The following is a 22,420-nucleotide window of genomic DNA, read 5'->3' on the forward strand; positions in this document are numbered from 1 at the left end:
TTGTGTAGATTATAGTCTATGATACGTATAATGTTATGAAAGCTATAAAATTATTACCTGAGGTGAGATTATTAAACTATTCGTTCTGTGTATAAAAACACTGTTTATATGTGCCCTTATAACTTTAGTGGTTGGGCTGATGCTTTCACAGCAATATACCGTAAATAAAGCAATAACAGTCACCGCGAAGCGTGATGATATTGCCTCGCTCGTTACGGACTTGAACCAGTGGCCACAGTGGCAACCTTGGGAAGCAGTCGATCCGAGTATTCAGTTTACACTTGCTGAGCCAAGTCAAGGTGTCGGTGCCCACCAATTTTGGGATAGCCGTTGGGGAGCGGGTGAAATGACAATTACACAAATGAACGACGAAGGAATGAGCTTTAACCTTTTATTTAATCAAGAACACATTGCTCGAGGTTCTATTCGTTACTTAAATCAAGGCAGTGATGTTGAAGTCATATGTACGCTTCATGGTGAGGTAAATACCCCAATTATAGGTGGCTACCTTGCCCTTTTAAGCCAATACATACTTAACAACACAGTAAAACTTGCGCTTAATAATATAAAAACACATGCGCAATTAACCACTACCGACAAGGCCAATGCCACCGATGACAGTCAAAACGGCACAAGCAAGAGTTAATCTTGCAAATATTATAGAAAACCAACTAGGGTATTCTATTCATAAATCTCCTTCTGCAAAAATTAATAACGCAGACAGTGATAGCTATTCTTCACAAGGCCAACAACAACTTCCCTACAAAATAAAGGCTGATGTGGGCTTATTAGAGCGAGCTCACACTCGTCAAGAGATTCAATTTATTAAACGCCAAGAAAATATAGAAACAATCATGGCTATGGCAATGGGCTTTTGCCCTGATGTAACAGGACGCCATCAACCTGACTCGGATTGGATAGAGCGTTTCATAAGTTTATGCGAAGATACGGCCAATACTTCAATGCAAAAGCTCTGGGCTAAGATATTGGCAGGTGAAACTGTTTCGCCTGGCACTTTTTCAATAAAAAGCCTGCAAACACTCAAGCATATGACTCAGCGTGAAGCTGACGCACTTCAGCGCTGCACATCGCTATGTGGTTTTAATGAAAAAGATAACAGTAACCTTATTTTGTTGGGCTTTTATAAAAAGCCTTCCTTGTTTGATTTACTACGTAAAGGTAACAAGGTGTCATTAAACTTAGGTAAAACACCTGTCAGTTTTCCTGATATTTTGACACTGATGGATATTAACCTGTTATACCGAAAAGAGATCGAATCGGCTGTTTTAAAAGCCGGACAGGAATTTAATTTAAGCTTTATGCATCAGCGCTTAACCCTAAAAGCAAAAAGTAATGACTTAGTACTGAGCTATTATAAATTTACACAAACGGGGGATGAGCTAAGAAAGCTTATTGCCTCACCTGTTAACAAGGCCTACAAACAAATAGTATCTACATCGTTGGAAGAGGAATTCGAAACTAGCTGGCAAGTAAACAAATAACCTGCCAGCTACTTTTACTAAGTAAAGTGTTTAGAAGTGTACTTGAATACCCGCAAATGGGCCTGATGCATCAATATCTGTATAAATATCATCAACATCATCAAGTTCTAAGGTCATTGAGCGGTAACCGGCTTTAACGTCTAAATCAACCGCAAGATTATCAAGTAACGCATACGCGATACCCACTTGGTAGTCTTGTACTTTGCTATCATCAATCGCAAGCATACTTCCTTCAAAGAAAACGCTCAGACCTGTCAGTGGCAAACCCACTTCCGCACGACCGTAAACTAAAGGAACGAAGCCAGAAAAATCAACACGTTCTGTTGATGCAGGGCCACCATTTTGTGACGTACCAGTGACAACGATATCACCATCAAATTGCTTAGCGTTTAAGCCTAAATCAATCGAAACGAGATCATTATCAAAAATCTCGTAATAAAGAATATAATCGATATGAGATAAATCACTCACCGTGCCTACTTGCGTACCAACAACATAATCAGCATCACCAAAACTAAATGTATCATCTAAGGTTGTTGAGCCATTTAGCTCAAGCTCAGTGTACTTAAATTTAAAGTTAGGAACTAAAGGCACCGGATGCTCTAATGCCGCGTAATAACTAATGAATGTCTCATCATCATAATTAAAGTTTTGTAAGTTGTCGTTTTGAGCAAAACTACCACTATTATCTGACCGCCAGCCATCAACACCCAAGTACAGGCCCAATAAAGTATCAGCTTGTGCTGTAGGTGCTAAACAGGCCATCGACAGCGCGGCCGCTAAACAGTACTTTTTCATCATTTTATCCTTGCGCTAAAAGTTCGCTAAGTTCAATTAGAGCCGCATTGGCTCGCGAAATATAATTTGCCATCACCAGTGAATGGTTTGCTACAAAGCCAAACCCACTGCCATTAAGAATCATCGGGCTCCACACAGTTTCTTGTGTAGCTTCTAATTCACGAATAATTTGCTGCAGGCTCACTCGAGCATTTTTCTTTTCTAATACATCGGCAAAATCATACTCCACCGCTTGTAAAAAGTGCAGTAATGCCCATGTTGCACCTCGCGACTCATAAAATACATCATCAATTTGCCACCAAGATGTTTTCACTTGATTTTGCAATGGGGTGTACGTTGCTTGATGAGCCGCTGTATCGCCGGCTAAATCCGTGTTTAAACGATCTTGACCGACACTAGCACTTAATCGTTGGCTTAAGCTACCAAGGCGCTTCTCAGCCTCTTTTAGCCAGCTACGCAAGTTATCTGCACGAGCATAAAATTGACTGTCTCTGTCATTTTGGTCGGCAATTTGGCTTCGGTAAACAATGAGGTAATTGATACCTTTTTGATACTCTGCTTCTGCACTTGGCCATGCCCACGCCTCAGAGCTAATATTAAATTGTGGTTGTGCCTTTTTAAGTGCTGCATGTTCTGTTGATTGGGATTGTGAACGGCTAAAGTCTTTTCGCATCGACAATACTAAGTCTCGCGTCATCTCAAGCGCGCCATATTCCCACGCAGGCATATTATCCATCATTACACTAGGTGGCATAATATCATTAGATAGATAACCACCCGGTTTATTTAACAGCGTATCAGCAACGTTGATCAGTGTGCTTGTCGTGGTATAGCCCGTCACAAATTTATCGCCGCGCATTTGTGCTTCTTGCTTCGCCTTGCTTACCACATCCATACGAGCAGGCTCACTGCTCCAATAAACGGCAATTGCATAAAAAACAATTAAGATTATAAGCAACGCACTGGCTATTTTTCCTTTGTGTTCAGACATATTATCTCCTAGTGATGTGAGTGCTCTTTACTTTTTTGCGGTTTTTCTTCTGACATTGTTTGTAAAGACACAACTTTAGCTTGAGTAAAAACTCGATTTCCATCATTAAAATATAGCGTGAGTTTTCGTTCTTGCCCTGCTTTTAGCTTATCTTCTGGCTCAAACACCATCAAATGATAACCCCCTGGTTTAAACTCAACACTGCTGTGGGCATCAATCTTTAATGACAAAACCTGCTCCATTTTCATCATACCATCCACATGTGTATGCTGATGAATTTCAACGCGCCCTAAACCATCTAGTTCAGCCTTCGTTAAAACAGCTGCATGATTGCTAGGGTTTGTGATAGTCATATAAGCAACACTGGCTTTGCTCGCGGGTAAAAACTCACGGACTTGTGCATTACTGACTGAAATTTCAGCGCTATCATTATGGTCATGACCACTATGAGCAAATGAAAAAGTGCTATAAAGCAAACTTGCAGTAAGAAAAGAGAGTGCGGGTAACAGCTTCATCGTGCTTTAATCCTTGTTAAGACATCAACTTACCCGCTAAATTTAGCATACTTTGTTTATTAAGGCAGTTTATTAAGGCGCTAAGCCGCCGATTTTTTGTTATCAGCAATCAGCCAGCATAATGCGGCGATTAACAACAATGGCCATGCAACCATCACTGAGCCAAATAGAAACGCAAGCACAACACCAATCAGAGCAACAACACCTGCGCCAAGTAAGCCAATAGTGAATAATGCAACACCAGCAACAACGACAATCACTGCCACTATCGCACCGATGACTTCAAGCCCTGCCCAGCTCATATCTGCAATTGATAACGGCAACTGCCATGAGTCAAACGATACGAATGACACTGCATCGGTACACAACAATAGCATTGCTAAGACGATGATAGCTAACGTTTTCATGTTCTACTCCTAGTAACCTTTTACTGGTAAAGAACAGTGAGCAATTAAATAACCCACGCCTATTAACAGCGGCATATTAATCAGTAGTATGATCATCACCAATCGCGTAGACCATACAGGAAACCCTAAACGCGCAGCGAGTCCGCTACACACACCCGAGATCTTTTTGTTACTTAGATCACGATACCAACGTGATGATGTATGATAAGTGTTCATTATTAACCTCCTAAGCTGACTGCTTCATCGTTGCTTTCAAGTCAGCAAGCTCTTTATCGATTGCTTCATCTTTCTCTAAGGCAGCGATTTGTGCTGCTGTTGAATTTGCGGCATCACCTTGTGTAAGTTCATATGCTTCAACTTGCGATTCAATGTTTTCAACACGCTGCTCTAAGTAGTCAAAACGTGCTAATGCATCTTCAACTTTACTGCTATGCAACTGCTCTTTTACTTTTAAGCGTGCTGTAACAACGCGCTCTTTTTGCATGTAAGTCAGCTGTTTGGCTTTTGCATCTGCAAGCTTGTTTTGTAAACGCTGACAATCATCAGTTAATTTAGATAGTGACTCTGCCACTTTATCCATTTCAGCTTGTTGCGCTTCGATTTCTGTCGTTAAACGCTGCTTTTCAACTAATGCTGCTTTGGCAAGATCGTCACGATCTTTACTCAACGCTTTTTCTGCTTTCGCTTGCCAGTCAGCTACTTTCGCTTGTTTCGCTGCAATTTCACGCTTCATTTGCTTTTCTTGCGTTAAAAATGTCGCAGCGGTTGCACGGCATTCAGTCAGTGCATCCTGCATTTCTTGCACGAGTAGATTAAGTAACTTTTCAGGGTCTTCCGCTTTATCGAGTGCTGCAGAAAGGTTTGCCTGAATAATGTCATTTACGCGATTTAATACACCCATGTGACTCTCCTGTTGATAATTGGGTTAATACAGCTAGGAGATTCCAATTCTTGTGCCAACTAACAAATAAATTAATTTTGTTATTTAGATACAATAAGTTGAGTTAATAGAATTTAGATTTTGACTGACTAGTGACTGAATGAGAAATAACTAATTTGACTAAAAAATTAACTTTTTCACCAAATTTTAGGATCAAAAAAAGCCACAAAATGTGGCTTTTTTAACGAGGTATATGATTAGGCTTCTGGGACAAAACTTAAGGCTTTATCCATAACAGTTAAGTTAGCCGTTTTACCATGCCCGTTCTCAGACAAATGACGTCTAAAACCACGCGCACCAGGTTGGCCTTGAAAAATTCCCAACATATGGCGAGCAATATGCCAAAAATTAGCACCTTTGCTCATTTCATCTTCAATATAGTCATACATAGCGCGCACAACCTGATGACGACTCAGCGTAAAGGCTTCATCACCATAAATTTTTTCATCCACTTCAGATAAAATAAACGGATTACTATACGCTTCACGGCCAATCATAATACCGTCAACATAATCAAGGTGAGCTATGCTATCAGCGATGGTTTTCACGCCACCATTTAAGCTTAAGTGCAGCTGCGAGTAATCTTTTTTCAACTGGTAAACGCGCGGGTAATCAAGAGGTGGGATCTCACGGTTTTCTTTGGGGCTTAGGCCATTTAACCATGCTTTACGCGCATGAATAATAAAGTCATCACACCCCACATCATGACTTGCTTCTATTAAGGCACACAAAAACTCATACGAGTCTTGCTCATCAATACCAATGCGTGTTTTAACCGTAACAGGAATCGTCACCTCGGCCTTCATTGCTGCAACGCAATCAGCAACAAGCTTCGGCTCAGCCATTAAACAAGCACCAAAGCGACCATTTTGCACGCGATCAGACGGACATCCCACATTTAAATTTACTTCATGGTAGCCTCGCTCTGCCGCTAATTTTGCACATTTAGCCAACGCTTCAGGATCTGAGCCACCAAGTTGCAATGCCACAGGCCCTTCATGCTCATTAAAGTGTAAGTAGTCACCTTTACCAAATAAAATAGCGCCGGTTGTCACCATCTCAGTGTAAAGCACAGCATGCTTAGTCATTTTGCGGTGAAAGGTTCGACAGTGACGATCAGTCCAATCTAACATGGGTGCCACGGAAAAACGGCGGTTTAATGTCGTTGTGCTCATAACATGGCCCCTTTAAAGATCAATGCATTTACTTGCAACTTAAATTACCTAATACGATTAACGCTTAATATAGCGATGACACATACCCTTTAGGTATGCACCGAAATGAAAAATTGCGACCATTATACCACCGAAGCTGGCTCGCGGCATGGCTTAATCGAAGATCAGATGATGAAAAGAGGCGAAGAAGTGTACTGCAATCTCACTTCTTTGAAGAATAAGATAAAATGTAAAGGCTACATTTTTACTTTACTAAGAAGGTGTTCAAGGTTTTGGCCCGTAAGCTCCAAAACAGTGATTTCAAGTTCTTTATAATCCTCATTTTTCAGATTAACTAATTTAGCTCCTACTGCAATGCGAGCAATTTTCTGAGCAGGGTCTATTTCTACAATTTCAATGGATGCATGTGTATCATGATCTTTTGACTGTACGTAATACTCGCTAAAGAAAGTACCATCAGCACGTACATTTGGGTTGCTATCGGAGACAGACTGCAAAAGCGTGCCCTTTTGAAGATCACTTTTGCGAATAGAAAAGCTGTATTCAGCCACATTAGCGTGGCCAACAATTACTGTAACAGCGCTCTCCCCATTAATTTTGAAATCGTGATCAGTTACTTCAATCACTTTTAGCTTACCACTATCATAGGTTGGCTCCATGCAAGCGCCCAAGCTAAAGATCAGAAAAATGGATAAAACAACATTTTTAATTAGCATTCTTTGTTCCTTAAATTTTATATTGCCTTCCTTTAAGTTAGATAAAAGAAGGCAATAATTCAAAATTTAAATCACTGAAAATGCACTTTAAATTTAAACTATGTTGGCACAGCTAAACCAAAGTAATGAGCAATACCACCTAAAATATTAGTTACCGCCACAGAAGATAAAATTAACCCCATTACTCGGCTAATAATACTTGCCCCACTGTCGCCAATTAACTTATGAACATGTGTGGCAAGCAGTAATAAAACCAGCACGATTACTAATACAAAAAGCATGATTGATGACGTTATAAGCTGCTCATACCAAGTGTATTCTGTATTTCGAGTCATTAGCACCGCACCAAGCATGGCTCCAGGGCTCGCAATAGAAGGAATGGCTAATGGGAAAATAGCCGTTTCGGTGCTATCTCGTACGCTTTTGATTTCAGTTTCTGGTTTACTTTCACCGAATATCATCGACAAAGCAAAAAGTAATAAAACAATACCTCCGGCAATCTGAAACGCCGAAAGCGGAATATTTATCGCATTTAAAAGTAACTCGCCCGCGACAACAAAAAATAATAGAACCAGTGCCGAAACACCAACTGCTTTTAAAGCAACTTTGCGCTTAAATTTGGCGTCATCCCAGCGTGTAACAGCAATAAAAACAGGCACTGTACCGATAGGATCAATAACAGCAAAAAAGAAAATGAATGCGGCAAGCAATTCATTCATTAAGAAAACTCCCTATAAAACGTGTTAGCGAATAAAAACACTGCAACTACAATACAGTATGTTAGTATATCACGGTAGCGTAAGGATAAGAGAAGATGAATATAGAATCACTCGTCAGTAAAGCAAAACAAGTCTGCGACAATCGTGGGGCACGTTTCACACCTATCCGTGAAAAAGTATTCCGCCTGCTAGCAAGTGCTCAGGGTGGCGTTGGTGCTTATGATTTATTAGAACAACTTAAATTAACTGAGTCAGGCGCAAAACCTGCCACTATTTATCGTGCTCTGGATTTCTTGTCAGAACTTGGCTTTATTCACAAAATTGAAAGCACAAACTCATTTATGTTGTGCCACCATTTTGATCACATTCACCCTGTACAGTTACTGATATGTGACAGTTGTGGCTATGTTAAAGAGTTACACTCAACCGTTATTTCACACGAACTAAATAATCTAGCGGCAGAGAGTGGGTTTATTGTCTCAGGACAAACTATCGAAGCACACGGTAAATGTGAAAATTGCAAAGATTAAGTGCGCTGTCACATACAGCCACTACACTTATAGTTAGAAAGGCAGTTTAACTGCGTAATCTGAGGGAAAATAAACAATGAATGTAGAGTTCATCAACCCTTTTTTATCATCATTATTAAATGTATTGAGCACCATGGCTCAAACAGAATTAAAACCGGGTAAACCTAGTTTAAAAAAAGATGAATTAGCCCGTGGCGATGTATCAGGTTTGATTGGTATGGTAGGGCCTCAAACAAAAGGCTCACTATCAATTACCTTTGATGAAAGCTTAGCATTAACTATTATGGAAAGAATGCTGGGTGAGCGACCAGACTCAGTCAATGAAGAAGTAACCGACATGGTAGGTGAAATTACCAACATGGTAACAGGCGGTGCTAAAAACTTACTCGGCGAAAAAGGCTATGAGTTTGATATGGCAACGCCGATTGTTGTGTCTGGTAAAGGGCATACAATCGCCCATAAATGTGAAGGCGCCAAGGTATTGATCCCATTCACGTCCGCTGATGGTAACGCCAATATTGAAGTTAGCTTTGATAAACTATGAGCTGGCAGCAAAAAACCATTCAATTGAAGCCTCGCTCGCGAGGCTTTCACATCATTGATGACGAGCTACTTCGTCAACTTCCAGAAATAACGCAATACAAAGTCGGTTTATTACACCTGTTCATCCAGCACACCTCTGCAAGCTTAACAATTAACGAAAATGCCGATCCCACTGTGCGAATGGATATGGAAAGTCACTTCAATCACTTTGTACCAGAACGACAAAGTTATTATCGTCATGATTATGAAGGTGATGACGACATGCCAGCCCACATAAAAAGCAGTACATTAGGTGCTGAACTCACCATACCTATTAACCAAGGCCGCTTAATGCTTGGCACATGGCAAGGCATCTATTTAGGTGAACACCGTGATCATGGTGGCGCTAGACGTATTGTCGCGACGATTCAAGGCCAGATCTAAAACTAACTGTAAGCTATAAACTAAACTTGGCATTAACTAAATTATTTAAGAAAGTGTTTTTGGAATTTTTTAGAGATTGGAGCGGCACACGAGGCTCGAACTCGTGACCTCAACCTTGGCAAGGTTGCGCTCTACCAACTGAGCTAGTGCCGCATCAAAAAAGTTTCTAGTTACAAGCTTCAGGTTAGTTACTTTCCCCTTGAAACTTATATCAATTTCTTTTGGTGAGAAATTGGAGCGGCACACGAGGCTCGAACTCGTGACCTCAACCTTGGCAAGGTTGCGCTCTACCAACTGAGCTAGTGCCGCTTTATAAGTAGTCAGTAATTTGTCCGTTGGCGCACAACCTTGAAGGTTGCGGTAAAACGTTCTGGCAACTGAGCTAGTGCCGCACAATAAATTACTAGTTTTAAGTTACAAGCTTCAAGTTAGTTACTTTCCCCTTGAAACTTAAGCCAATTCCTTTTGGTGAGAAATTGGAGCGGCACACGAGGCTCGAACTCGTGACCTCAACCTTGGCAAGGTTGCGCTCTACCAACTGAGCTAGTGCCGCAAATTTCAACTATAAAAGTTTAGCTAAAGACACACTAACCCCGCGGGGGTTAACGTCTTAAGCGGGGCAGGATTCTACAATAATCCGATGTGTTTGCAAATGTTTTTTACAAATTAAAGAATTTTTCTTGGTAAACCTTTAATTCCATGATCGAATCTTTGATATCGTCGAGAGCTAGATGTGAACCTTTTTTGTTCACTTGTGCTAATACGTCAGGTTTCCAGCGACGCGCAAGTTCTTTAACTGTACTCACATCAAGGTTACGGTAGTGAAAGTAGTCTTCCAATTCAGGCATGTACTTATTCATAAAACGGCGGTCTTGGCCGATAGAATTACCACACATAGGTGAAGCACCCGCTGGTACCCATTGCTTTAGAAATGCCAATGTTTGATCAATAGCATCTTGTTCAGTGAATGTGCTTGCTTTACAACGAGCTGTTAAACCAGATTGACCGTGCTGAGTCGTACACCACTCGTCCATGCCATCAAGCAGTTCATCGCTTTGATGAATAGCAATAACAGGGCCTTCAGCCAAGATGTTTAAATCACTGTCGGTGACAACAGTGGCAATTTCGAGTATTTTATCTGTTGCTGGTTCGAGGCCAGTCATTTCCAGATCGAGCCAGATAAGATTTGATTTATGAAAAGACATAGTTACCTTAGCGGTGCTTTCCTTTAGATCCAACGCATTTAGATATATCATATTAGTATCATCAGTCGACCTAAAGCTTTTTTTTTCAAAAAGCCCGACATTTACTCAAGTTATAGGCCAAAAGTGGCAAAACAAAAGAAATTAAGTAAAGGCCAATCGCGTCGAATTAAGGCCAATCATCAAAAACGCCTCTCTAATGCAGACAAAAAGCAACAGAAAGGGGCAACTGTGCAATGGCAAAATGACAATTTAGGCCCTGCCGAAAATGCGGTTGTGATCAGCCGATTTGGTCAACATGCTGACATCGAAACCGAATCAGGCGAAGTGCTGCGCTGTAATATACGCAGAACAGTATCGAGCCTTGTATGTGGTGATGAAGTTATTTTTCGCCGTGCAAAAGTTAGCGAAGGCGACTTAGCTGGCGTTATTGAAGCAACCCATGAACGTCGCTCACAATTAACGCGCCCTGATTTTTATGACGGCGTGAAAGTCGTCGCTGCCAATATCGACCAAATTTTAATGGTCTCGGCAGTGTTGCCTGAGTTTACGCCAAACATTATCGACCGCTATTTAGTTGCCTGTGAAGACATGGGTATTGAGCCTATTTTAGTGCTTAACAAAATAGATTTAATTGACGATGAAGGCCTTGCTTTTATTGATAAAATTCTCGATATCTATCGTGAGCTAGGTTATCAAGTACTATTAGTCAGTAATAAAACGAGTCAAGGCATTGATGAGCTTAAACAAAAACTGGTCGATAAAAACAGCATTTTTGTTGGTCAAAGTGGTGTGGGTAAATCAACCTTAGTGAACACTGTACTGCCTGATGCTGACATCTTAACCCAAGAAGTCTCAGAGAACAGCGGCCTTGGTCAACACACAACAACCGTGTCGCGATTACACCATTTACCAAGTGGGGGGAACCTAATCGACTCACCGGGGATTCGTGAGTTTGGCTTATGGCATTTAGATGTTGAGCGCGTTACGTGGTGCTTTAAAGAGTTCCGTGATTTTATTGGTGGCTGTCGTTTTCGCGATTGTAAGCATTTAAACGATCCTGGCTGTATAATTCGCCAAGCTGTTGATGATGGTGAAATTTCAGAACTTCGCTTTGACAGTTACCACCGAATTTTAGAAACTATGGCCGACGGCCGTGCTGGTGCACGCGCTCCTCGCGTATAACTATTTAGGAAATAACAAGTGAGTTTAGATAAATTCAAAATTGCTATGCAATATGCCATGCCAAAACATTTCATTTCGCGCATGGTTGGCAAGTTAGCAGCAGCAAAAGCGGGTGGCTTAACAACGGCCTTAATTAAATTGTTTATCAAACAATACAAAATTGATATGAGTGAGGCTAAATACCCAGATCCAGCTCATTACAAAACTTTTAATGAGTTTTTCACTCGCCCATTAAAAGAAGGTATTCGTCCACTTTCTGAAGAAAGCGACATTATTGCTCACCCAGTTGATGGTGCAATTAGCCAATTAGGCGATGTAGTAGACGGTCAAATCATCCAAGCAAAAGGCCATGACTACAGCTTACAAGCACTCCTAGGTGGCAAAGAAGAAGACACAGCGCCGTTTTTAGGCGGTAAATTTGCCACTATTTATTTAGCGCCTAAAGATTATCACCGTATTCACATGCCTGTTGATGGTACGCTGAGCAAAATGATCTACGTACCGGGTGATTTATTTTCGGTCAACCCGTTAACAGCGCAAAATGTACCTAACCTATTTGCTCGTAACGAGCGTGTTGTGGCTATCTTTGAGACCGAAATTGGCCCGTTAGCCATGGTACTTGTAGGTGCGACAATTGTTGCTAGCATCGAGACTATTTGGGCGGGCACAGTCACGCCACCAGCAGGTAAAGATGTATTTAGTTGGAATTACCCAACCACAGGTGACAACGCGATTACTCTGAAGAAAGGTGAAGAAATGGGTCGCTTTAAATTAGGCTCTACCGTTATTTTAGCCTGGGGTGCAAATCAAGCTGAGTTCTTATCAGATCAACACCCAGAAACAGTGACGCGCATGGGCACACCATTTGCGAAAATTAACGATTAATAAGTTCAATTAAGCACAATTAAGCAAACCACTTTAGCAAAAGTGGTTTGCTTAAATTCACAATAAACCGCGCCTATACCCCACGATTACACTCTGAGCATTCACTATCTTTTTGAATATTAAAGCGCTGCTGCATTAGTGTTAGCCCATCAAATTGAATAAACTCGCTGCCCGTTTTGTGGCCAAGCAATATATTGATAGCCAATAAACTTTGCATGCTTCCCATAACACCCAGTAACGGGCTCAATACCCCAACATTGTCACAATTAAGTGCTGTTTGCTGCTCCGTTTGCGGGAATACACAGCCATAACAAGGGCTCTGTTCATCACGAAAATCAAAACTCATCACCTGCCCCTGCGTTGCAATAGCAGCAGCTGATACAAGTGGGATAGATTTAGCTAAACAATAGCGATTAACCAAATAGCGAGTAGCAAAGTTATCACTGCAATCAAGGATAATATCAGCACCTTCAAGAAGCTCAGCACAGTTACTTTCATCAAGCTTTTGACATAGAGGTTTAACCGTAATTTGATTATTTAAACTGCTTAACACCTTGGCAGCCGCCTGTGCTTTTGACTGCCCTAAATGGTTTACTTTATAGAGTATTTGTCGCTGTAAGTTTGAAAGCTCAACTTTATCGTCGTCTATTAAAGTGAGCGTTCCGATACCCGCCGCCGCTAAATAAAACAATGCTGGTGAGCCAAGCCCACCCGCCCCGACAACCACAATATGTGCAGACTTTAACTTTTGCTGACCCGCAAGCCCCACCTCTTTTAATAGCAAGTGGCGGCTATAACGAATTTGCTCTTTGTCGCTTAACGCGCTCATATTAAGACTGACCTTCGACCAGCAGTTTTAACTTGGCAATGGCTGCTTGGTAGTCTTCGGCTTCGGTAATCGCACGCACTACGGCAACACTGCCAACACCTGTGCTCGCAACTTGCTCAGCACGAGATATATCAATTCCACCAATCGCGACCGTTGGGTAATCAGCCATCAACGGCACAAATTTTTCGAGCTTTTCTAAGCCTTGAATTTGCCCCGTCATATCTTTGGTGGTGGTTGGATAAATAGCACCAAACGCCATATAACTTGGTCTGTAATTATGTGCACGCAGCATCTCATAAAAGCCATGAGTCGACACACCTAAGCGTAACCCCGCCTCTTTTATGGCAATTAAATTAGCGTTTTGTAAGTCTTCTTGCCCTAAATGCACACCATAAGCACCGTGTTTGATCGCCAGTTGCCAATAATCATTAATATATACCTGCGCATCATACTTCTGCCCCAGCATAACCGCACTTGCAATCGACTCATCAAGTACTGAATCGTCTGCATTTTTCATTCTTAATTGAACTGTTTTAACCCCTTCGGCTAAACACTTCTCTAACCAATCAACCGTATCAACAACGGCATATAGTCCAAGCTGTTTAGAGTTACACTCGGCAAAACCTGCTGCCATGGTAAAATCAACCGGGCAATCAAAGTCGAGCTCATCACCTAGCCAACTTCCCGCTTCGATGACTTGTGGGTAATCAGCTAGATTTGTTGGAAAGCAAGTGTGTGCAACGGGGCCAATCCCTTCACCATAACGAACGGCTGCTTTTAATCCTTGGTTTATATAGGCTTTCGCTAAAATAAAGGCATCTTTGAGTGGATACTGTTTGGCTAAACACGCAGCAATCACAGAAGCCATACTGCATCCAGTACCATGACTATGCGGAGTTTGAATTTTTTCGTTGCCAAGCCAATATGCCTGCTCACCTTGCACGCAGTAATCAATGCAGTAGCCACTTGGGTAATCCCAATGACCCCCTTTGATGATCACCGCTTTTGCACCATAGCCTGTTAACTTCTCGGCGGCTTCTTTCACTGCGCTTGGACCAATCAGGTAAACACCAGTTAATAACTGCGTTTCGTGGGTGTTCGGTGTTACAACATCGACTAATGGCAATAAACACTCTTTGATAGCACTAACAGTATCTTCTTCTGTTAATAAATCACCACTTGAGGCAATGGCAACCGGATCATAAACAACCAAAGGCGGCTCTGCCCAAGTTGCTTTGTAATGTTTTAAATGCTCACTAATAAGCTGTATTTGCTGCACATTGGCAAGCATGCCAATTTTAATCACGCTGGCAGGCATATCACTGGCTAAGGCTAATAGTTGCGACTCAATCACTTCTGTTGATATCGGGTTCAGCGCTTCTACACCTAAACTATTTTGTGCCGTTAAAGCAGTAATAACCGTACAGCCATGTACGTTAAAACTTTGCATTGCTTTGATATCGGCTTGAATTCCTGCACCGCCGCCCGAATCTGAGCCAGCTATGGTCCATACAACCTGATTCATGTTATTCCTCACATTTTATTCTTGATGCCAAAATGGCATTCCGAGCGTCGGCGTTGACGGGCTTGCGACGTCTTTTTCTGGCATCGCTTTAGCCACATAGCTATATCGACCCGCCTCTACAGCACTCTTAAACGCTTTACTCATCGTCACTGGGCAACCTGCACCCGCAATTGCCGAATTTAATAATACGGCATCATACCCTAATTCAAGCGCTTGGCAGGCATGAGATGGTAAACCTAAGCCCGCATCAACAATTAACGTATGGTTTGGCAAGCGCTCACGGATCATTTTTAGATTGTAAGGATTCAGCAAGCCTTTACCCGTGCCAATCGGTGCGCCCCAAGGCATTAGTACTTCGCAGCCTAAATCAGCGAGGCGCTGACACAGCACTAAATCATCAGTGCAATAAGGTAAAACTTTAAAGCCATCGGCCAATAAAATTTTAGTGGCTTCGAGCAGTGCGATTGGATCGGGCTGTAAATTATATTCATCACCAATCAACTCTAACTTGATCCAATCAGTGGCAAACACTTCGCGGCACATTTGTGCCAAGGTCACTGCTTCTTTCACGCTATGGCAACCCGCCGTATTTGGCAGCACCTTTAGCCCGGTGTTTTTTATCAATTGCCAAAAATCATCACCCGCAGCAGCGCTTTGCTGACGTCTCAATGAAACGGTGACAATTTCAGCCTGTGAGGCCACTATCGACTCTGTCATAACACTTGGCGAAGGGTACAGTGCTGAGCCAATCAGTAAACGACTCGTAAATTGCTCACCATAAACCGAAAAACTATCCATCTTAGCCTCCTTGAATTGGCGACAATAGCTCAATGCTGTCGCCTTCGTTGAGGGGTTTAGCATCGCATTGGCTGCGCGGTACAAAGTCACCATTAACGGCAACGGCAAATGGAGGTCTTGCGCCAAACTGGCTCAACGCCTGAGTGAGCGATGTATTGTCGTTCACTGTCACTGACTGACCATTAATTAAAATATTCATTTTTATCCTTAAGCAATTAAGCTCACTGCGTCATCAACCACCTGAGGCGCGAGTAAATAGCCATGACGGTACAAGCCATTAATACTGATCACTCGACCTTGCTTTGTGACTTTCGGACGGTTGTCTGCAAACGCTGGACGAAGCCCTGATTGCAAGCTCTCGATACGCCCTTCAGCAAAGCCGCTATGCACCGTGTAAGCAGCAGACAATAGCTCCAGCGCTGAGCGCACTGTGACTTTACCTCGGTCTTGCGATTCAATTTCAGTCGCACCAATCACAAATTGATGGTTTGGCTTAGGAGCAATATAAATTGGGTAACGCGGATGCATCAGTCGTATCGGTCTGGTTAGGTTCACCTCTGGTGCATATAAACGTGCTACTTCCCCTCTTACTCCGCGAAGTAAAGGCTCAGATTGTTTAGCACCTAAACCGCGGCAATCAAATACATAATCAAAGCTTTGACCATTCACTTGGTGGGCGTTCAATTCAACTTTACAGCCAAAGTTAAATTGCACTCCTTGCGAGGTAAGCTTTTTAAAACTCGCGCTATAAAATGCCTGATTATCGAGTTGCCCTTCACAAGGTAAATACACACCTTGATGGAACCGCCCAGCAAGTTCTGGCTCAAGGTCAGCGATTTGAGTACCAACCAATGCCTGTGCCTGATAGCTTTCAAGCGGTTTTAAGCGGCTCACAAAACTTTGTAAATCGCCCTTATCTTGCTGATGAGCAACCACTAAACTGCCTGTTTGTTGAAAATACACAGCGTCATCAAGCTCACTTAAAATTTGCTGCCAACGAGTGATGCTATTAAGCCCTTGTAGGGCTAAATCCTGTTCACACAGGACTGATTCCGCAAAGGGTGCCAACATCGCTGCGGCAACGCTGCCGGCACTGTTGCTAGCATGTTCATCATCTTGTTCAAACACCGTAACTTGATGCTGCTTACTTAACGCCAATGCCGCTAAGCGCCCCGTTAAGCCAAAACCAATCACTGCAATGTTGTAAGACATATTAACCTCAGCCTTAAACGATAAGATTTAAGCAAATAGCGCGATATAAAATCGCGCCTACAACTAGCCTAAATTGCTTTGTGGTAAATCTCAGAGCCTGTTTTTTTGAACTCATCTGATTTCGCTTTCATCTCGGCTTCGACATCAACCATTTTGATTTCAATGCCTTCACCCAAGGTATTAAAATCAATACCTCTTTGTTCAAGATCTTTAGCGTAATCACGTACCTCTTGGGTGATCTTCATTGAGCAGAATTTAGGACCACACATAGAGCAAAAATGAGCTATCTTGCCTGATTCTTGCGGCAGTGTTTCGTCGTGATATTCGCGGGCGCGTTCAGGGTCTAAACCGATGTTAAATTGGTCGTGCCAACGGAACTCGAAGCGCGCTTTTGATAGTGCGTTATCACGCTCTTGCGCACCTGGGTGGCCTTTTGCCAAATCGGCGGCATGGGCAGCAATTTTGTAGGTGATTAAACCTTCTTTAACGTCTTCTTTGTTTGGCAAGCCTAAATGTTCTTTAGGGGTTACATAACAAAGCATGGCACAGCCGTACCACGCAATTTGCGCAGCGCCAATGCCTGATGTGAAATGGTCATACCCAGGGGCGATGTCCGTGGTTAATGGGCCAAGGGTGTAAAATGGTGCTTCTTCACAGTGTTTTAGCTGCTCCTCCATGTTCTCTTTGATCATATGCATTGGCACATGGCCTGGGCCTTCGATAAACACTTGTACATCATGTTTCCAAGCAAGTTTTGTCAGCTCACCTAAAGTACGTAATTCACTGAATTGGGCTTCGTCATTGGCATCTGCAATAGAGCCTGGGCGCAAGCCATCCCCTAATGAGAAACACACATCATACTGTTTTAAAATTTCACAAATATCTTCAAAGTGAGTATATAAAAAGTTTTCTTTATGATGCGCTAAACACCATTTCGCCATGATTGAACCACCACGCGAAACAATACCAGTCACACGCTTTGCCGTCATCGGCACGTAACGCAGCAACACTCCTGCGTGAATAGTAAAGTAATCAACACCCTGTTCTGCTTGTTCAATCAAGGTATCGCGGAAAATCTCCCACGTTAGGTCTTCAGCCACACCGTTTACTTTTTCAAGCGCTTGGTAAATTGGTACAGTACCAATTGGCACTGGTGAATTACGTACCACCCACTCACGAGTTTCGTGAATATAACGACCCGTTGATAAGTCCATTACCGTGTCAGCCCCCCAACGAGTCGACCACACCATTTTTTCTACTTCTTCTTCGATTGATGAAGTCACCGACGAGTTACCAATATTCGCGTTCACTTTAACTAAGAAGTTTCGGCCAATAATCATCGGCTCAGTTTCTGGGTGATTGATGTTGTTAGGCAGCACGGCGCGGCCACGGGCAATTTCATCACGCACAAATTCAGGGGTAATAAAATCAGGAATACTGGCACCAAACGATTCGCCTTTGTGCTGGGCAGCGAGTAACTCTTCACGAATTTTAGCGCGCCCCATGTTTTCGCGGATCGCCACATATTCCATTTCAGGCGTCACAATGCCTTGTCGCGCATAATGCATTTGGGTAACGTTTTTACCCGCTTTTGCACGGCGGATCTTTGGTAGATGTTCAAAGCGGATATGATCTAACCCTTCATCTGCCATACGCTGCTGCGAAAATTGCGACGTAACTGAATCTAAAATTTCAGTGTCACCACGCTTTTCAATCCACTTTTCACGATATTTTTCAAGACCTTTACGTACATCAAGTTGAAAATCAGGATCAGTGTAAGGGCCTGATGTATCATAAACACGAATTGGTGCATTGGGCTCAAATACGGGGTTCTCTTCAGTACCACCAACAAAGGTATCGCTGAGGGTAATTTCGCGCATTCCCACACGTACGTTATCTTGTGTGCCTTCAACATAGACTTTATGTGAGTTAGGAAAAGGTTGACCGGTTAAGTTGTAAATATAATCAGATGCAGCCGCACGAGTTTCGCGGCGAGACGGTTTAGTTGTTGTGTTTGACATGACTTACCTCATTGCTTTAAGGGTTGTCTTGTCAGATATTGCAAGCGCAATAGAGAGTGGCAAACGCCATTGGATCGTTAGTAAGATAAACACTTACTGTTGCAGCCTATGCCGCTTATGCCCCTATATTTGGCGCACAAGCGCCTAACGAGGCAGCTTGTTCCCTACGCAGGTGTTAGCCTGATCAGGTTCACGGATCCCGCTTTCGCGATCTCAGCCTTTTAAAGGCACTCCGACAAGTTTAAATTCGTTGTTTTATAAAAACACAATGAGTGTACGTGAGTTAAAAAATAGCTGCAAGCTAAGCGTTTTAGTTTTTAACGATAAAAGTGAAGTGATGCTCGCCTTGTAACACCAACTGTTCATCATTCAATGAAATTGTAGCGCCTTCCTTTAAAGTCATTAATAATTTCTGTTCTAGCTCATCCACTTTTTCACCGCATGACTTACGAGTCATACCTAGCTTATTTACTTTCAATGTGTCTTCGACGAGCTGCCCTTCACCAAAAAATTTATTACAACCCGCAAAGCCATTAATTTGCATGGCTTCAATAAAACGCATTGATGCACTTTGTGACACAGGGATAGATAAACCATTTATTTTTGATAGCTGCCATTGTGTGTATTTTAAGTGCTCGCTTGACACGCTCCCAGTTGATGAGCATCCCACACAAAATAATACAAAAAGAATTGGCAAGGCGACTAGCTTCATATATTTTTCGACTTTATTTTCAATTTAGTAATGATAACAATATTTAACGCGTTTGATCGTTAAAAAAACATGTTTTATCTGTAAAAAAATGTTCTAAGCTAGCTCTTTATAGAACAACAAGGGTTATTTGAATAACTTATCGATTTCTTCTGGTAAAAAAGGACGACCTTTTTCATTAACTGACGTGCCAATCACAAATGCTTGCAGCATCACTTTATCATCACATTTACGATAAATAGTTTGTCTAAAAGCAAATTTTATTCGGCTAACTCGCTCAGGTTCTACCACAACATAAAATTCATCGCCTGGTACTAAAGATGCTTTGTAATCCATTTCACTGCGAAGCACCACAAGATTCACTTTTTCTTTGGCTAATTTTGCAAAATCGATATCTTTGGCATGTAAAAACTCATGACGTGCGTGCTCAAGATAATTAAAATACACACTGTTGTTAACAATGCCTTGTAAATCGCACTCATAATCTCGCACTTTAAAGTCAACTTTAAAGGTCATAGTCGTATTCCTAATCAATTTACGTATAATTGCCTGCGTTTATATCATAAATACCTAAACAACCTAAAGATTCACTTTGTTTGGGTAGCAATAGCCATTTGGCCAGCAGGCTTGCTAGAATAGCAGTCCCTAAAATGGAGTTAAGAACCGCATGAAACGACGTTTATCATTATTATCTGCTGCTATTTTGCCATTATTTGCAGCATCAACAATCGCTTATGCTGAAGACGGTGAGCTAGAAAAAATTTTAGTCACTGGTGATTTCCAAAAAGAAAGTATTCAAACACTTAGCGCCAGCGCCAGCTTATTTTCTGATCATGAGATCAATCAGCGAGGCGCTAAGTTTTTAGATGAGATGCTAGCAAGTGCCGCGAATGTAAACTTTACGTCTGGCGCATCACGAGGTCGTTATGTGCAAATTCGTGGTGTTGGTTTGCGCTCACAGTTTGTTGACCCAATTAACCCATCTGTAGGTTTGGTGATCGACGGTATTAACTACTCTGGTCTTGGTGGTAGTTCATTATTATTTGATGTTGACCAAGTTGAAATTTACCGTGGACCACAAGGCACACGCTTTGGCGCTGATGCACTTGCCGGTATGATTCAAATGGAATCAGCGACACCAACACTTGATCCAAGTGTAAAAGTGCAGCTTGGTGCAGGTAATTACAACAGCTATGAGGCAGGTATTGCTGCCGGCACGGGTATTACTGATGACACCGCAGTGCGCGCTAGCATTTATCAACGTGAGTCTGATGGTTACGTTGAAAACCGTTATTTAAACAAAGATACCCAGCAACAAGATGAGCTCGTTTCTCGCTTTAAATTACACAGCCAGCTAACAAATAACTTACGCACAGAACTGAGTGTTCACTATATTGATATTAATAATGGCTACGATGCATTTACACTCGATAATAGCCGTTACAGTGTTGCTGATGAGCCAGGCGAAGATAACCAAGAAAGCATTGCAGTTGGCCTTGCCAATACGTACACCGGCTTCGATTTATTTGATGTAAGCCTTAATGTGTCAGGTATCGACAGTGAGCTACTTTACAGTTTTGACGAAGATTGGGTGTGTAATGATGAAGCTCAGCCAGAGCTTTGCGCCGCAGGTTTACATGAGTGGGGCTATAGCTCAACAGATACTTACTTGCGCGATCGTAAAGATCAAGCGGCCGAACTGCAATTTAATGGTAAGTCTGGCGAGTGGGTAGCGGGCATTTATTATCAAGGTCGTGAAGTTGACTTGGAACGCCAATACACATGGCTGACACAACCTTTTACCTCAAATTATGAAACCAGCAACATCGCTGCATACGGGCAAGTAGCAACCCCTATAGGACCAAAAACAACCTTAATTACGGGTCTGCGCGTTGAGCAATACCAAGGCGATTACATTGATAACAATGGCTTTATTGAAGAAACCGATGATGTCATGGTGGGTGGTAAACTTGCTCTTGAATACCAAGTGATTGATCGCACCATGATCTACACCAGTATTACTCGTGGCTACAAAGCAGGCGGTATTAACTCTGAAGCACTGGCAAAAGCAAAAGATGAAGGCTTAAATCTAGATGCTGATTTCTTTGCGAATCACACATCATTTGCCCCTGAATATTTATGGAGCGGTGAGTTTGGTGTAAAAGGCAGCTCTTTGGACGATAAGTTTGTGTTACGTCTCGCCGCTTTCTATATGTACCGCGAAGATATGCAGTTAAAGTCGTGGCAAGTTGAAGGTCAAAAGTTCACAGGTTATATCGATAACGCAAGCTCTGGCGAAAACTATGGTTTAGAAATTGAAGGCAGCTTCCAAGCTACTGACAACTTACTACTAACGGGTAGTGCAGGTTATCTACATACAGAAATCAATGACTTTGTTGCGCAATCAGGTCTAGATCAAGATGGTCGAGACCAAGCACAAGCACCTAAATACCAATATGCATTCACTGCGCGCTATAACTTTACGCCAGCACTTTACGCATCAATTGGTGTTGAGGGCAAAGACGATTACTACTTCTCTGATAGCCACAACTCAAAAGCGCCAAGCATTAACTTGGTGAATGCTTCGTTTGGTTATGAAAGTGATAATTGGAGCATTAATGCATGGGCACGTAACTTATTTGACGAAGACGTACCAACCCGTGGCTTCGAGTTTGGTAACGACCCTTTAGATGGTTACGCGACTCACACATACACACAACTTGGCGAACCTATGGTTGCCGGTGTGACATTTATTTACGAGCTATAAACCGTAGGCGCGACTTTATGTCGCGCTT

Annotated in this window: 26 protein-coding genes, 3 tRNA genes and 1 riboswitch; of the genes, 8 read left to right on the plus strand and 21 right to left on the minus strand. The window is 42.2% G+C overall.

The window, feature by feature from the left end; translation table 11 throughout:
• Nucleotides 1–139: 139 nt before the first annotated feature.
• Both L3V38_RS16460 and L3V38_RS16465 read left to right on the plus strand, forming a co-directional pair.
• Nucleotides 140–646, plus strand: coding sequence for an SRPBCC family protein (locus L3V38_RS16460; protein WP_130149358.1), 507 nt, complete (start codon nucleotides 140–142; stop codon nucleotides 644–646).
• Entirely contained in the window at nucleotides 615–1,502 is an 888-nt protein-coding gene (locus L3V38_RS16465; RefSeq protein WP_237120045.1) for a TIGR03899 family protein, read from the plus strand. The genes L3V38_RS16460 and L3V38_RS16465 overlap by 32 nt, the downstream gene beginning before the upstream one ends.
• Before the next feature lie 30 nt (nucleotides 1,503–1,532).
• Here the strand turns inward: L3V38_RS16465 and L3V38_RS16470 are convergent, their stop codons facing one another.
• The 9 genes from L3V38_RS16470 to L3V38_RS16510 form a co-directional block, all read right to left on the minus strand.
• Nucleotides 1,533–2,300, minus strand: a complete 768-nt coding sequence (locus L3V38_RS16470) for a TIGR04219 family outer membrane beta-barrel protein (protein WP_130149630.1) — start codon at nucleotides 2,298–2,300, stop codon at nucleotides 1,533–1,535.
• Nucleotides 2,301–2,304: 4 nt separating this feature from the next.
• Complete coding sequence (locus L3V38_RS16475) at nucleotides 2,305–3,291, minus strand: DUF2333 family protein (RefSeq protein WP_130149356.1); 987 nt, start codon at nucleotides 3,289–3,291, stop codon at nucleotides 2,305–2,307.
• A gap of 8 nt (nucleotides 3,292–3,299) precedes the next feature.
• Nucleotides 3,300–3,806: a copper chaperone PCu(A)C gene (locus L3V38_RS16480; RefSeq protein ID WP_130149355.1), complete on the minus strand. Its 507-nt coding sequence runs from the start codon at nucleotides 3,804–3,806 to the stop codon at nucleotides 3,300–3,302.
• An 80-nt stretch (nucleotides 3,807–3,886) separates the two neighbouring features.
• Complete coding sequence (locus tag L3V38_RS16485) at nucleotides 3,887–4,213, minus strand: hypothetical protein (protein ID WP_130149354.1); 327 nt, start codon at nucleotides 4,211–4,213, stop codon at nucleotides 3,887–3,889.
• 9 nt (nucleotides 4,214–4,222) lie between these two features.
• A complete protein-coding gene (locus L3V38_RS16490; RefSeq protein ID WP_130149353.1) occupies nucleotides 4,223–4,429 on the minus strand; it encodes a PspC domain-containing protein in 207 nt (68 codons plus the stop codon).
• A 10-nt stretch (nucleotides 4,430–4,439) separates the two neighbouring features.
• Nucleotides 4,440–5,114, minus strand: a complete 675-nt coding sequence (locus L3V38_RS16495; RefSeq protein ID WP_130149352.1) for a PspA/IM30 family protein — start codon at nucleotides 5,112–5,114, stop codon at nucleotides 4,440–4,442.
• A gap of 236 nt (nucleotides 5,115–5,350) precedes the next feature.
• Nucleotides 5,351–6,328 (minus strand): tRNA dihydrouridine(20/20a) synthase DusA, encoded by a 978-nt coding sequence (gene dusA / locus L3V38_RS16500; RefSeq protein ID WP_237120046.1) that lies wholly within the window; start codon nucleotides 6,326–6,328, stop codon nucleotides 5,351–5,353.
• A 236-nt stretch (nucleotides 6,329–6,564) separates the two neighbouring features.
• Nucleotides 6,565–7,044 carry a hypothetical protein gene (locus tag L3V38_RS16505; protein WP_237120047.1) on the minus strand — a complete coding sequence of 160 codons (480 nt, stop codon included), beginning with the start codon at nucleotides 7,042–7,044 and terminating at the stop codon, nucleotides 6,565–6,567.
• 98 nt (nucleotides 7,045–7,142) lie between these two features.
• Nucleotides 7,143–7,763: a MarC family protein gene (locus L3V38_RS16510; RefSeq protein WP_130149307.1), complete on the minus strand. Its 621-nt coding sequence runs from the start codon at nucleotides 7,761–7,763 to the stop codon at nucleotides 7,143–7,145.
• Nucleotides 7,764–7,858: 95 nt separating this feature from the next.
• Here L3V38_RS16510 and L3V38_RS16515 point away from each other — a divergent pair, with 95 nt between their 5' ends.
• The 3 genes from L3V38_RS16515 to L3V38_RS16525 all read left to right on the plus strand — a co-directional run bounded on the left by L3V38_RS16515 (nucleotide 7,859) and on the right by L3V38_RS16525 (nucleotide 9,259).
• Nucleotides 7,859–8,293, plus strand: a complete 435-nt coding sequence (locus tag L3V38_RS16515) for a transcriptional repressor (RefSeq protein ID WP_062568536.1) — start codon at nucleotides 7,859–7,861, stop codon at nucleotides 8,291–8,293.
• 76 nt (nucleotides 8,294–8,369) lie between these two features.
• Nucleotides 8,370–8,837 carry a chemotaxis protein CheX gene (locus L3V38_RS16520; protein ID WP_130149306.1) on the plus strand — a complete coding sequence of 156 codons (468 nt, stop codon included), beginning with the start codon at nucleotides 8,370–8,372 and terminating at the stop codon, nucleotides 8,835–8,837.
• The gene (locus tag L3V38_RS16525) at nucleotides 8,834–9,259 is read left to right on the plus strand and encodes a secondary thiamine-phosphate synthase enzyme YjbQ (protein ID WP_063702752.1); all 426 of its coding nucleotides are present in this window, start codon (nucleotides 8,834–8,836) and stop codon (nucleotides 9,257–9,259) included. The genes L3V38_RS16520 and L3V38_RS16525 overlap by 4 nt, the downstream gene beginning before the upstream one ends.
• 77 nt (nucleotides 9,260–9,336) lie before the next feature.
• Here the strand turns inward: L3V38_RS16525 and L3V38_RS16530 are convergent.
• The 4 genes from L3V38_RS16530 to orn all read right to left on the minus strand — a co-directional run bounded on the left by L3V38_RS16530 (nucleotide 9,337) and on the right by orn (nucleotide 10,464).
• Nucleotides 9,337–9,412, minus strand: a tRNA-Gly gene (locus L3V38_RS16530).
• An 80-nt stretch (nucleotides 9,413–9,492) separates the two neighbouring features.
• A tRNA-Gly gene (locus L3V38_RS16535) sits at nucleotides 9,493–9,568 on the minus strand.
• Between the two features lie 168 nt (nucleotides 9,569–9,736).
• Nucleotides 9,737–9,812, minus strand: a tRNA-Gly gene (locus L3V38_RS16540).
• A 106-nt stretch (nucleotides 9,813–9,918) separates the two neighbouring features.
• On the minus strand, nucleotides 9,919–10,464 hold the full coding sequence (orn, locus tag L3V38_RS16545; protein ID WP_054554138.1) for an oligoribonuclease: 546 nt from the start codon (nucleotides 10,462–10,464) through the stop codon (nucleotides 9,919–9,921).
• 123 nt (nucleotides 10,465–10,587) lie between these two features.
• Here orn and rsgA point away from each other — a divergent pair, with 123 nt between their 5' ends.
• Together rsgA and asd are read left to right on the plus strand one after the other, a co-directional pair.
• The gene (gene rsgA / locus L3V38_RS16550) at nucleotides 10,588–11,646 is read left to right on the plus strand and encodes a small ribosomal subunit biogenesis GTPase RsgA (protein WP_237120048.1); all 1,059 of its coding nucleotides are present in this window, start codon (nucleotides 10,588–10,590) and stop codon (nucleotides 11,644–11,646) included.
• Between the two features lie 18 nt (nucleotides 11,647–11,664).
• The gene (gene asd, locus L3V38_RS16555; RefSeq protein WP_237120049.1) at nucleotides 11,665–12,531 is read left to right on the plus strand and encodes an archaetidylserine decarboxylase; all 867 of its coding nucleotides are present in this window, start codon (nucleotides 11,665–11,667) and stop codon (nucleotides 12,529–12,531) included.
• 73 nt (nucleotides 12,532–12,604) lie between these two features.
• Here the strand turns inward: asd and L3V38_RS16560 are convergent, their stop codons facing one another.
• From L3V38_RS16560 to L3V38_RS16595, 8 genes are all read right to left on the minus strand, one after another.
• Nucleotides 12,605–13,360: a HesA/MoeB/ThiF family protein gene (locus L3V38_RS16560; protein WP_237120050.1), complete on the minus strand. Its 756-nt coding sequence runs from the start codon at nucleotides 13,358–13,360 to the stop codon at nucleotides 12,605–12,607.
• A 1-nt stretch (nucleotide 13,361) separates the two neighbouring features.
• On the minus strand, nucleotides 13,362–14,885 hold the full coding sequence (thiE, locus tag L3V38_RS16565) for a thiamine phosphate synthase (RefSeq protein ID WP_237120051.1): 1,524 nt from the start codon (nucleotides 14,883–14,885) through the stop codon (nucleotides 13,362–13,364).
• A 15-nt stretch (nucleotides 14,886–14,900) separates the two neighbouring features.
• Entirely contained in the window at nucleotides 14,901–15,683 is a 783-nt protein-coding gene (locus L3V38_RS16570) for a thiazole synthase (RefSeq protein ID WP_237120052.1), read from the minus strand.
• 1 nt (nucleotide 15,684) lies between these two features.
• Nucleotides 15,685–15,882 (minus strand): sulfur carrier protein ThiS, encoded by a 198-nt coding sequence (thiS, locus tag L3V38_RS16575; RefSeq protein WP_054554133.1) that lies wholly within the window; start codon nucleotides 15,880–15,882, stop codon nucleotides 15,685–15,687.
• A gap of 8 nt (nucleotides 15,883–15,890) precedes the next feature.
• Nucleotides 15,891–16,895, minus strand: a complete 1,005-nt coding sequence (locus L3V38_RS16580) for an FAD-dependent oxidoreductase (RefSeq protein WP_237120053.1) — start codon at nucleotides 16,893–16,895, stop codon at nucleotides 15,891–15,893.
• A 68-nt stretch (nucleotides 16,896–16,963) separates the two neighbouring features.
• The gene (gene thiC / locus L3V38_RS16585) at nucleotides 16,964–18,916 is read right to left on the minus strand and encodes a phosphomethylpyrimidine synthase ThiC (RefSeq protein ID WP_237120054.1); all 1,953 of its coding nucleotides are present in this window, start codon (nucleotides 18,914–18,916) and stop codon (nucleotides 16,964–16,966) included.
• 144 nt (nucleotides 18,917–19,060) lie between these two features.
• Nucleotides 19,061–19,161, minus strand: a riboswitch (TPP riboswitch).
• Nucleotides 19,162–19,226: 65 nt separating this feature from the next.
• A complete protein-coding gene (locus L3V38_RS16590; RefSeq protein ID WP_346729920.1) occupies nucleotides 19,227–19,562 on the minus strand; it encodes an META domain-containing protein in 336 nt (111 codons plus the stop codon).
• A gap of 189 nt (nucleotides 19,563–19,751) precedes the next feature.
• On the minus strand, nucleotides 19,752–20,141 hold the full coding sequence (locus L3V38_RS16595) for an acyl-CoA thioesterase (protein ID WP_130149295.1): 390 nt from the start codon (nucleotides 20,139–20,141) through the stop codon (nucleotides 19,752–19,754).
• A gap of 151 nt (nucleotides 20,142–20,292) precedes the next feature.
• Between L3V38_RS16595 and L3V38_RS16600 the strand changes: the two genes are divergently transcribed.
• Nucleotides 20,293–22,392: a TonB-dependent receptor gene (locus tag L3V38_RS16600; RefSeq protein ID WP_237120056.1), complete on the plus strand. Its 2,100-nt coding sequence runs from the start codon at nucleotides 20,293–20,295 to the stop codon at nucleotides 22,390–22,392.
• Nucleotides 22,393–22,420 lie beyond the last annotated feature (28 nt).

Origin of the sequence: Pseudoalteromonas sp. L1, assembly GCF_021728095.1 — a bacterium.
Lineage (GTDB): Bacteria > Pseudomonadota > Gammaproteobacteria > Enterobacterales > Alteromonadaceae > Pseudoalteromonas.

Excerpts from the sequence above, each read along its gene's own strand:
- L3V38_RS16460 (WP_130149358.1), top strand. The coding sequence starts at position 140 with ATGCTTTCACAGCAATATACCGTAAATAAAGCAATAACAGTCACCGCG.
- L3V38_RS16465 (WP_237120045.1), top strand. The coding sequence starts at position 615 with ATGACAGTCAAAACGGCACAAGCAAGAGTTAATCTTGCAAATATTATA.
- L3V38_RS16470 (WP_130149630.1), bottom strand. The coding sequence starts at position 2,300 with ATGAAAAAGTACTGTTTAGCGGCCGCGCTGTCGATGGCCTGTTTAGCA.
- L3V38_RS16475 (WP_130149356.1), bottom strand. The coding sequence starts at position 3,291 with ATGTCTGAACACAAAGGAAAAATAGCCAGTGCGTTGCTTATAATCTTA.
- L3V38_RS16480 (WP_130149355.1), bottom strand. The coding sequence starts at position 3,806 with ATGAAGCTGTTACCCGCACTCTCTTTTCTTACTGCAAGTTTGCTTTAT.
- L3V38_RS16485 (WP_130149354.1), bottom strand. The coding sequence starts at position 4,213 with ATGAAAACGTTAGCTATCATCGTCTTAGCAATGCTATTGTTGTGTACC.
- L3V38_RS16490 (WP_130149353.1), bottom strand. The coding sequence starts at position 4,429 with ATGAACACTTATCATACATCATCACGTTGGTATCGTGATCTAAGTAAC.
- L3V38_RS16495 (WP_130149352.1), bottom strand. The coding sequence starts at position 5,114 with ATGGGTGTATTAAATCGCGTAAATGACATTATTCAGGCAAACCTTTCT.
- dusA (WP_237120046.1), bottom strand. The coding sequence starts at position 6,328 with ATGAGCACAACGACATTAAACCGCCGTTTTTCCGTGGCACCCATGTTA.
- L3V38_RS16505 (WP_237120047.1), bottom strand. The coding sequence starts at position 7,044 with ATGCTAATTAAAAATGTTGTTTTATCCATTTTTCTGATCTTTAGCTTG.
- L3V38_RS16510 (WP_130149307.1), bottom strand. The coding sequence starts at position 7,763 with ATGAATGAATTGCTTGCCGCATTCATTTTCTTTTTTGCTGTTATTGAT.
- L3V38_RS16515 (WP_062568536.1), top strand. The coding sequence starts at position 7,859 with ATGAATATAGAATCACTCGTCAGTAAAGCAAAACAAGTCTGCGACAAT.
- L3V38_RS16520 (WP_130149306.1), top strand. The coding sequence starts at position 8,370 with ATGAATGTAGAGTTCATCAACCCTTTTTTATCATCATTATTAAATGTA.
- L3V38_RS16525 (WP_063702752.1), top strand. The coding sequence starts at position 8,834 with ATGAGCTGGCAGCAAAAAACCATTCAATTGAAGCCTCGCTCGCGAGGC.
- orn (WP_054554138.1), bottom strand. The coding sequence starts at position 10,464 with ATGTCTTTTCATAAATCAAATCTTATCTGGCTCGATCTGGAAATGACT.
- L3V38_RS16560 (WP_237120050.1), bottom strand. The coding sequence starts at position 13,360 with ATGAGCGCGTTAAGCGACAAAGAGCAAATTCGTTATAGCCGCCACTTG.
- thiE (WP_237120051.1), bottom strand. The coding sequence starts at position 14,885 with ATGAATCAGGTTGTATGGACCATAGCTGGCTCAGATTCGGGCGGCGGT.
- L3V38_RS16570 (WP_237120052.1), bottom strand. The coding sequence starts at position 15,683 with ATGGATAGTTTTTCGGTTTATGGTGAGCAATTTACGAGTCGTTTACTG.
- thiS (WP_054554133.1), bottom strand. The coding sequence starts at position 15,882 with ATGAATATTTTAATTAATGGTCAGTCAGTGACAGTGAACGACAATACA.
- L3V38_RS16580 (WP_237120053.1), bottom strand. The coding sequence starts at position 16,895 with ATGTCTTACAACATTGCAGTGATTGGTTTTGGCTTAACGGGGCGCTTA.
- thiC (WP_237120054.1), bottom strand. The coding sequence starts at position 18,916 with ATGTCAAACACAACAACTAAACCGTCTCGCCGCGAAACTCGTGCGGCT.
- L3V38_RS16595 (WP_130149295.1), bottom strand. The coding sequence starts at position 20,141 with ATGACCTTTAAAGTTGACTTTAAAGTGCGAGATTATGAGTGCGATTTA.
- L3V38_RS16600 (WP_237120056.1), top strand. The coding sequence starts at position 20,293 with ATGAAACGACGTTTATCATTATTATCTGCTGCTATTTTGCCATTATTT.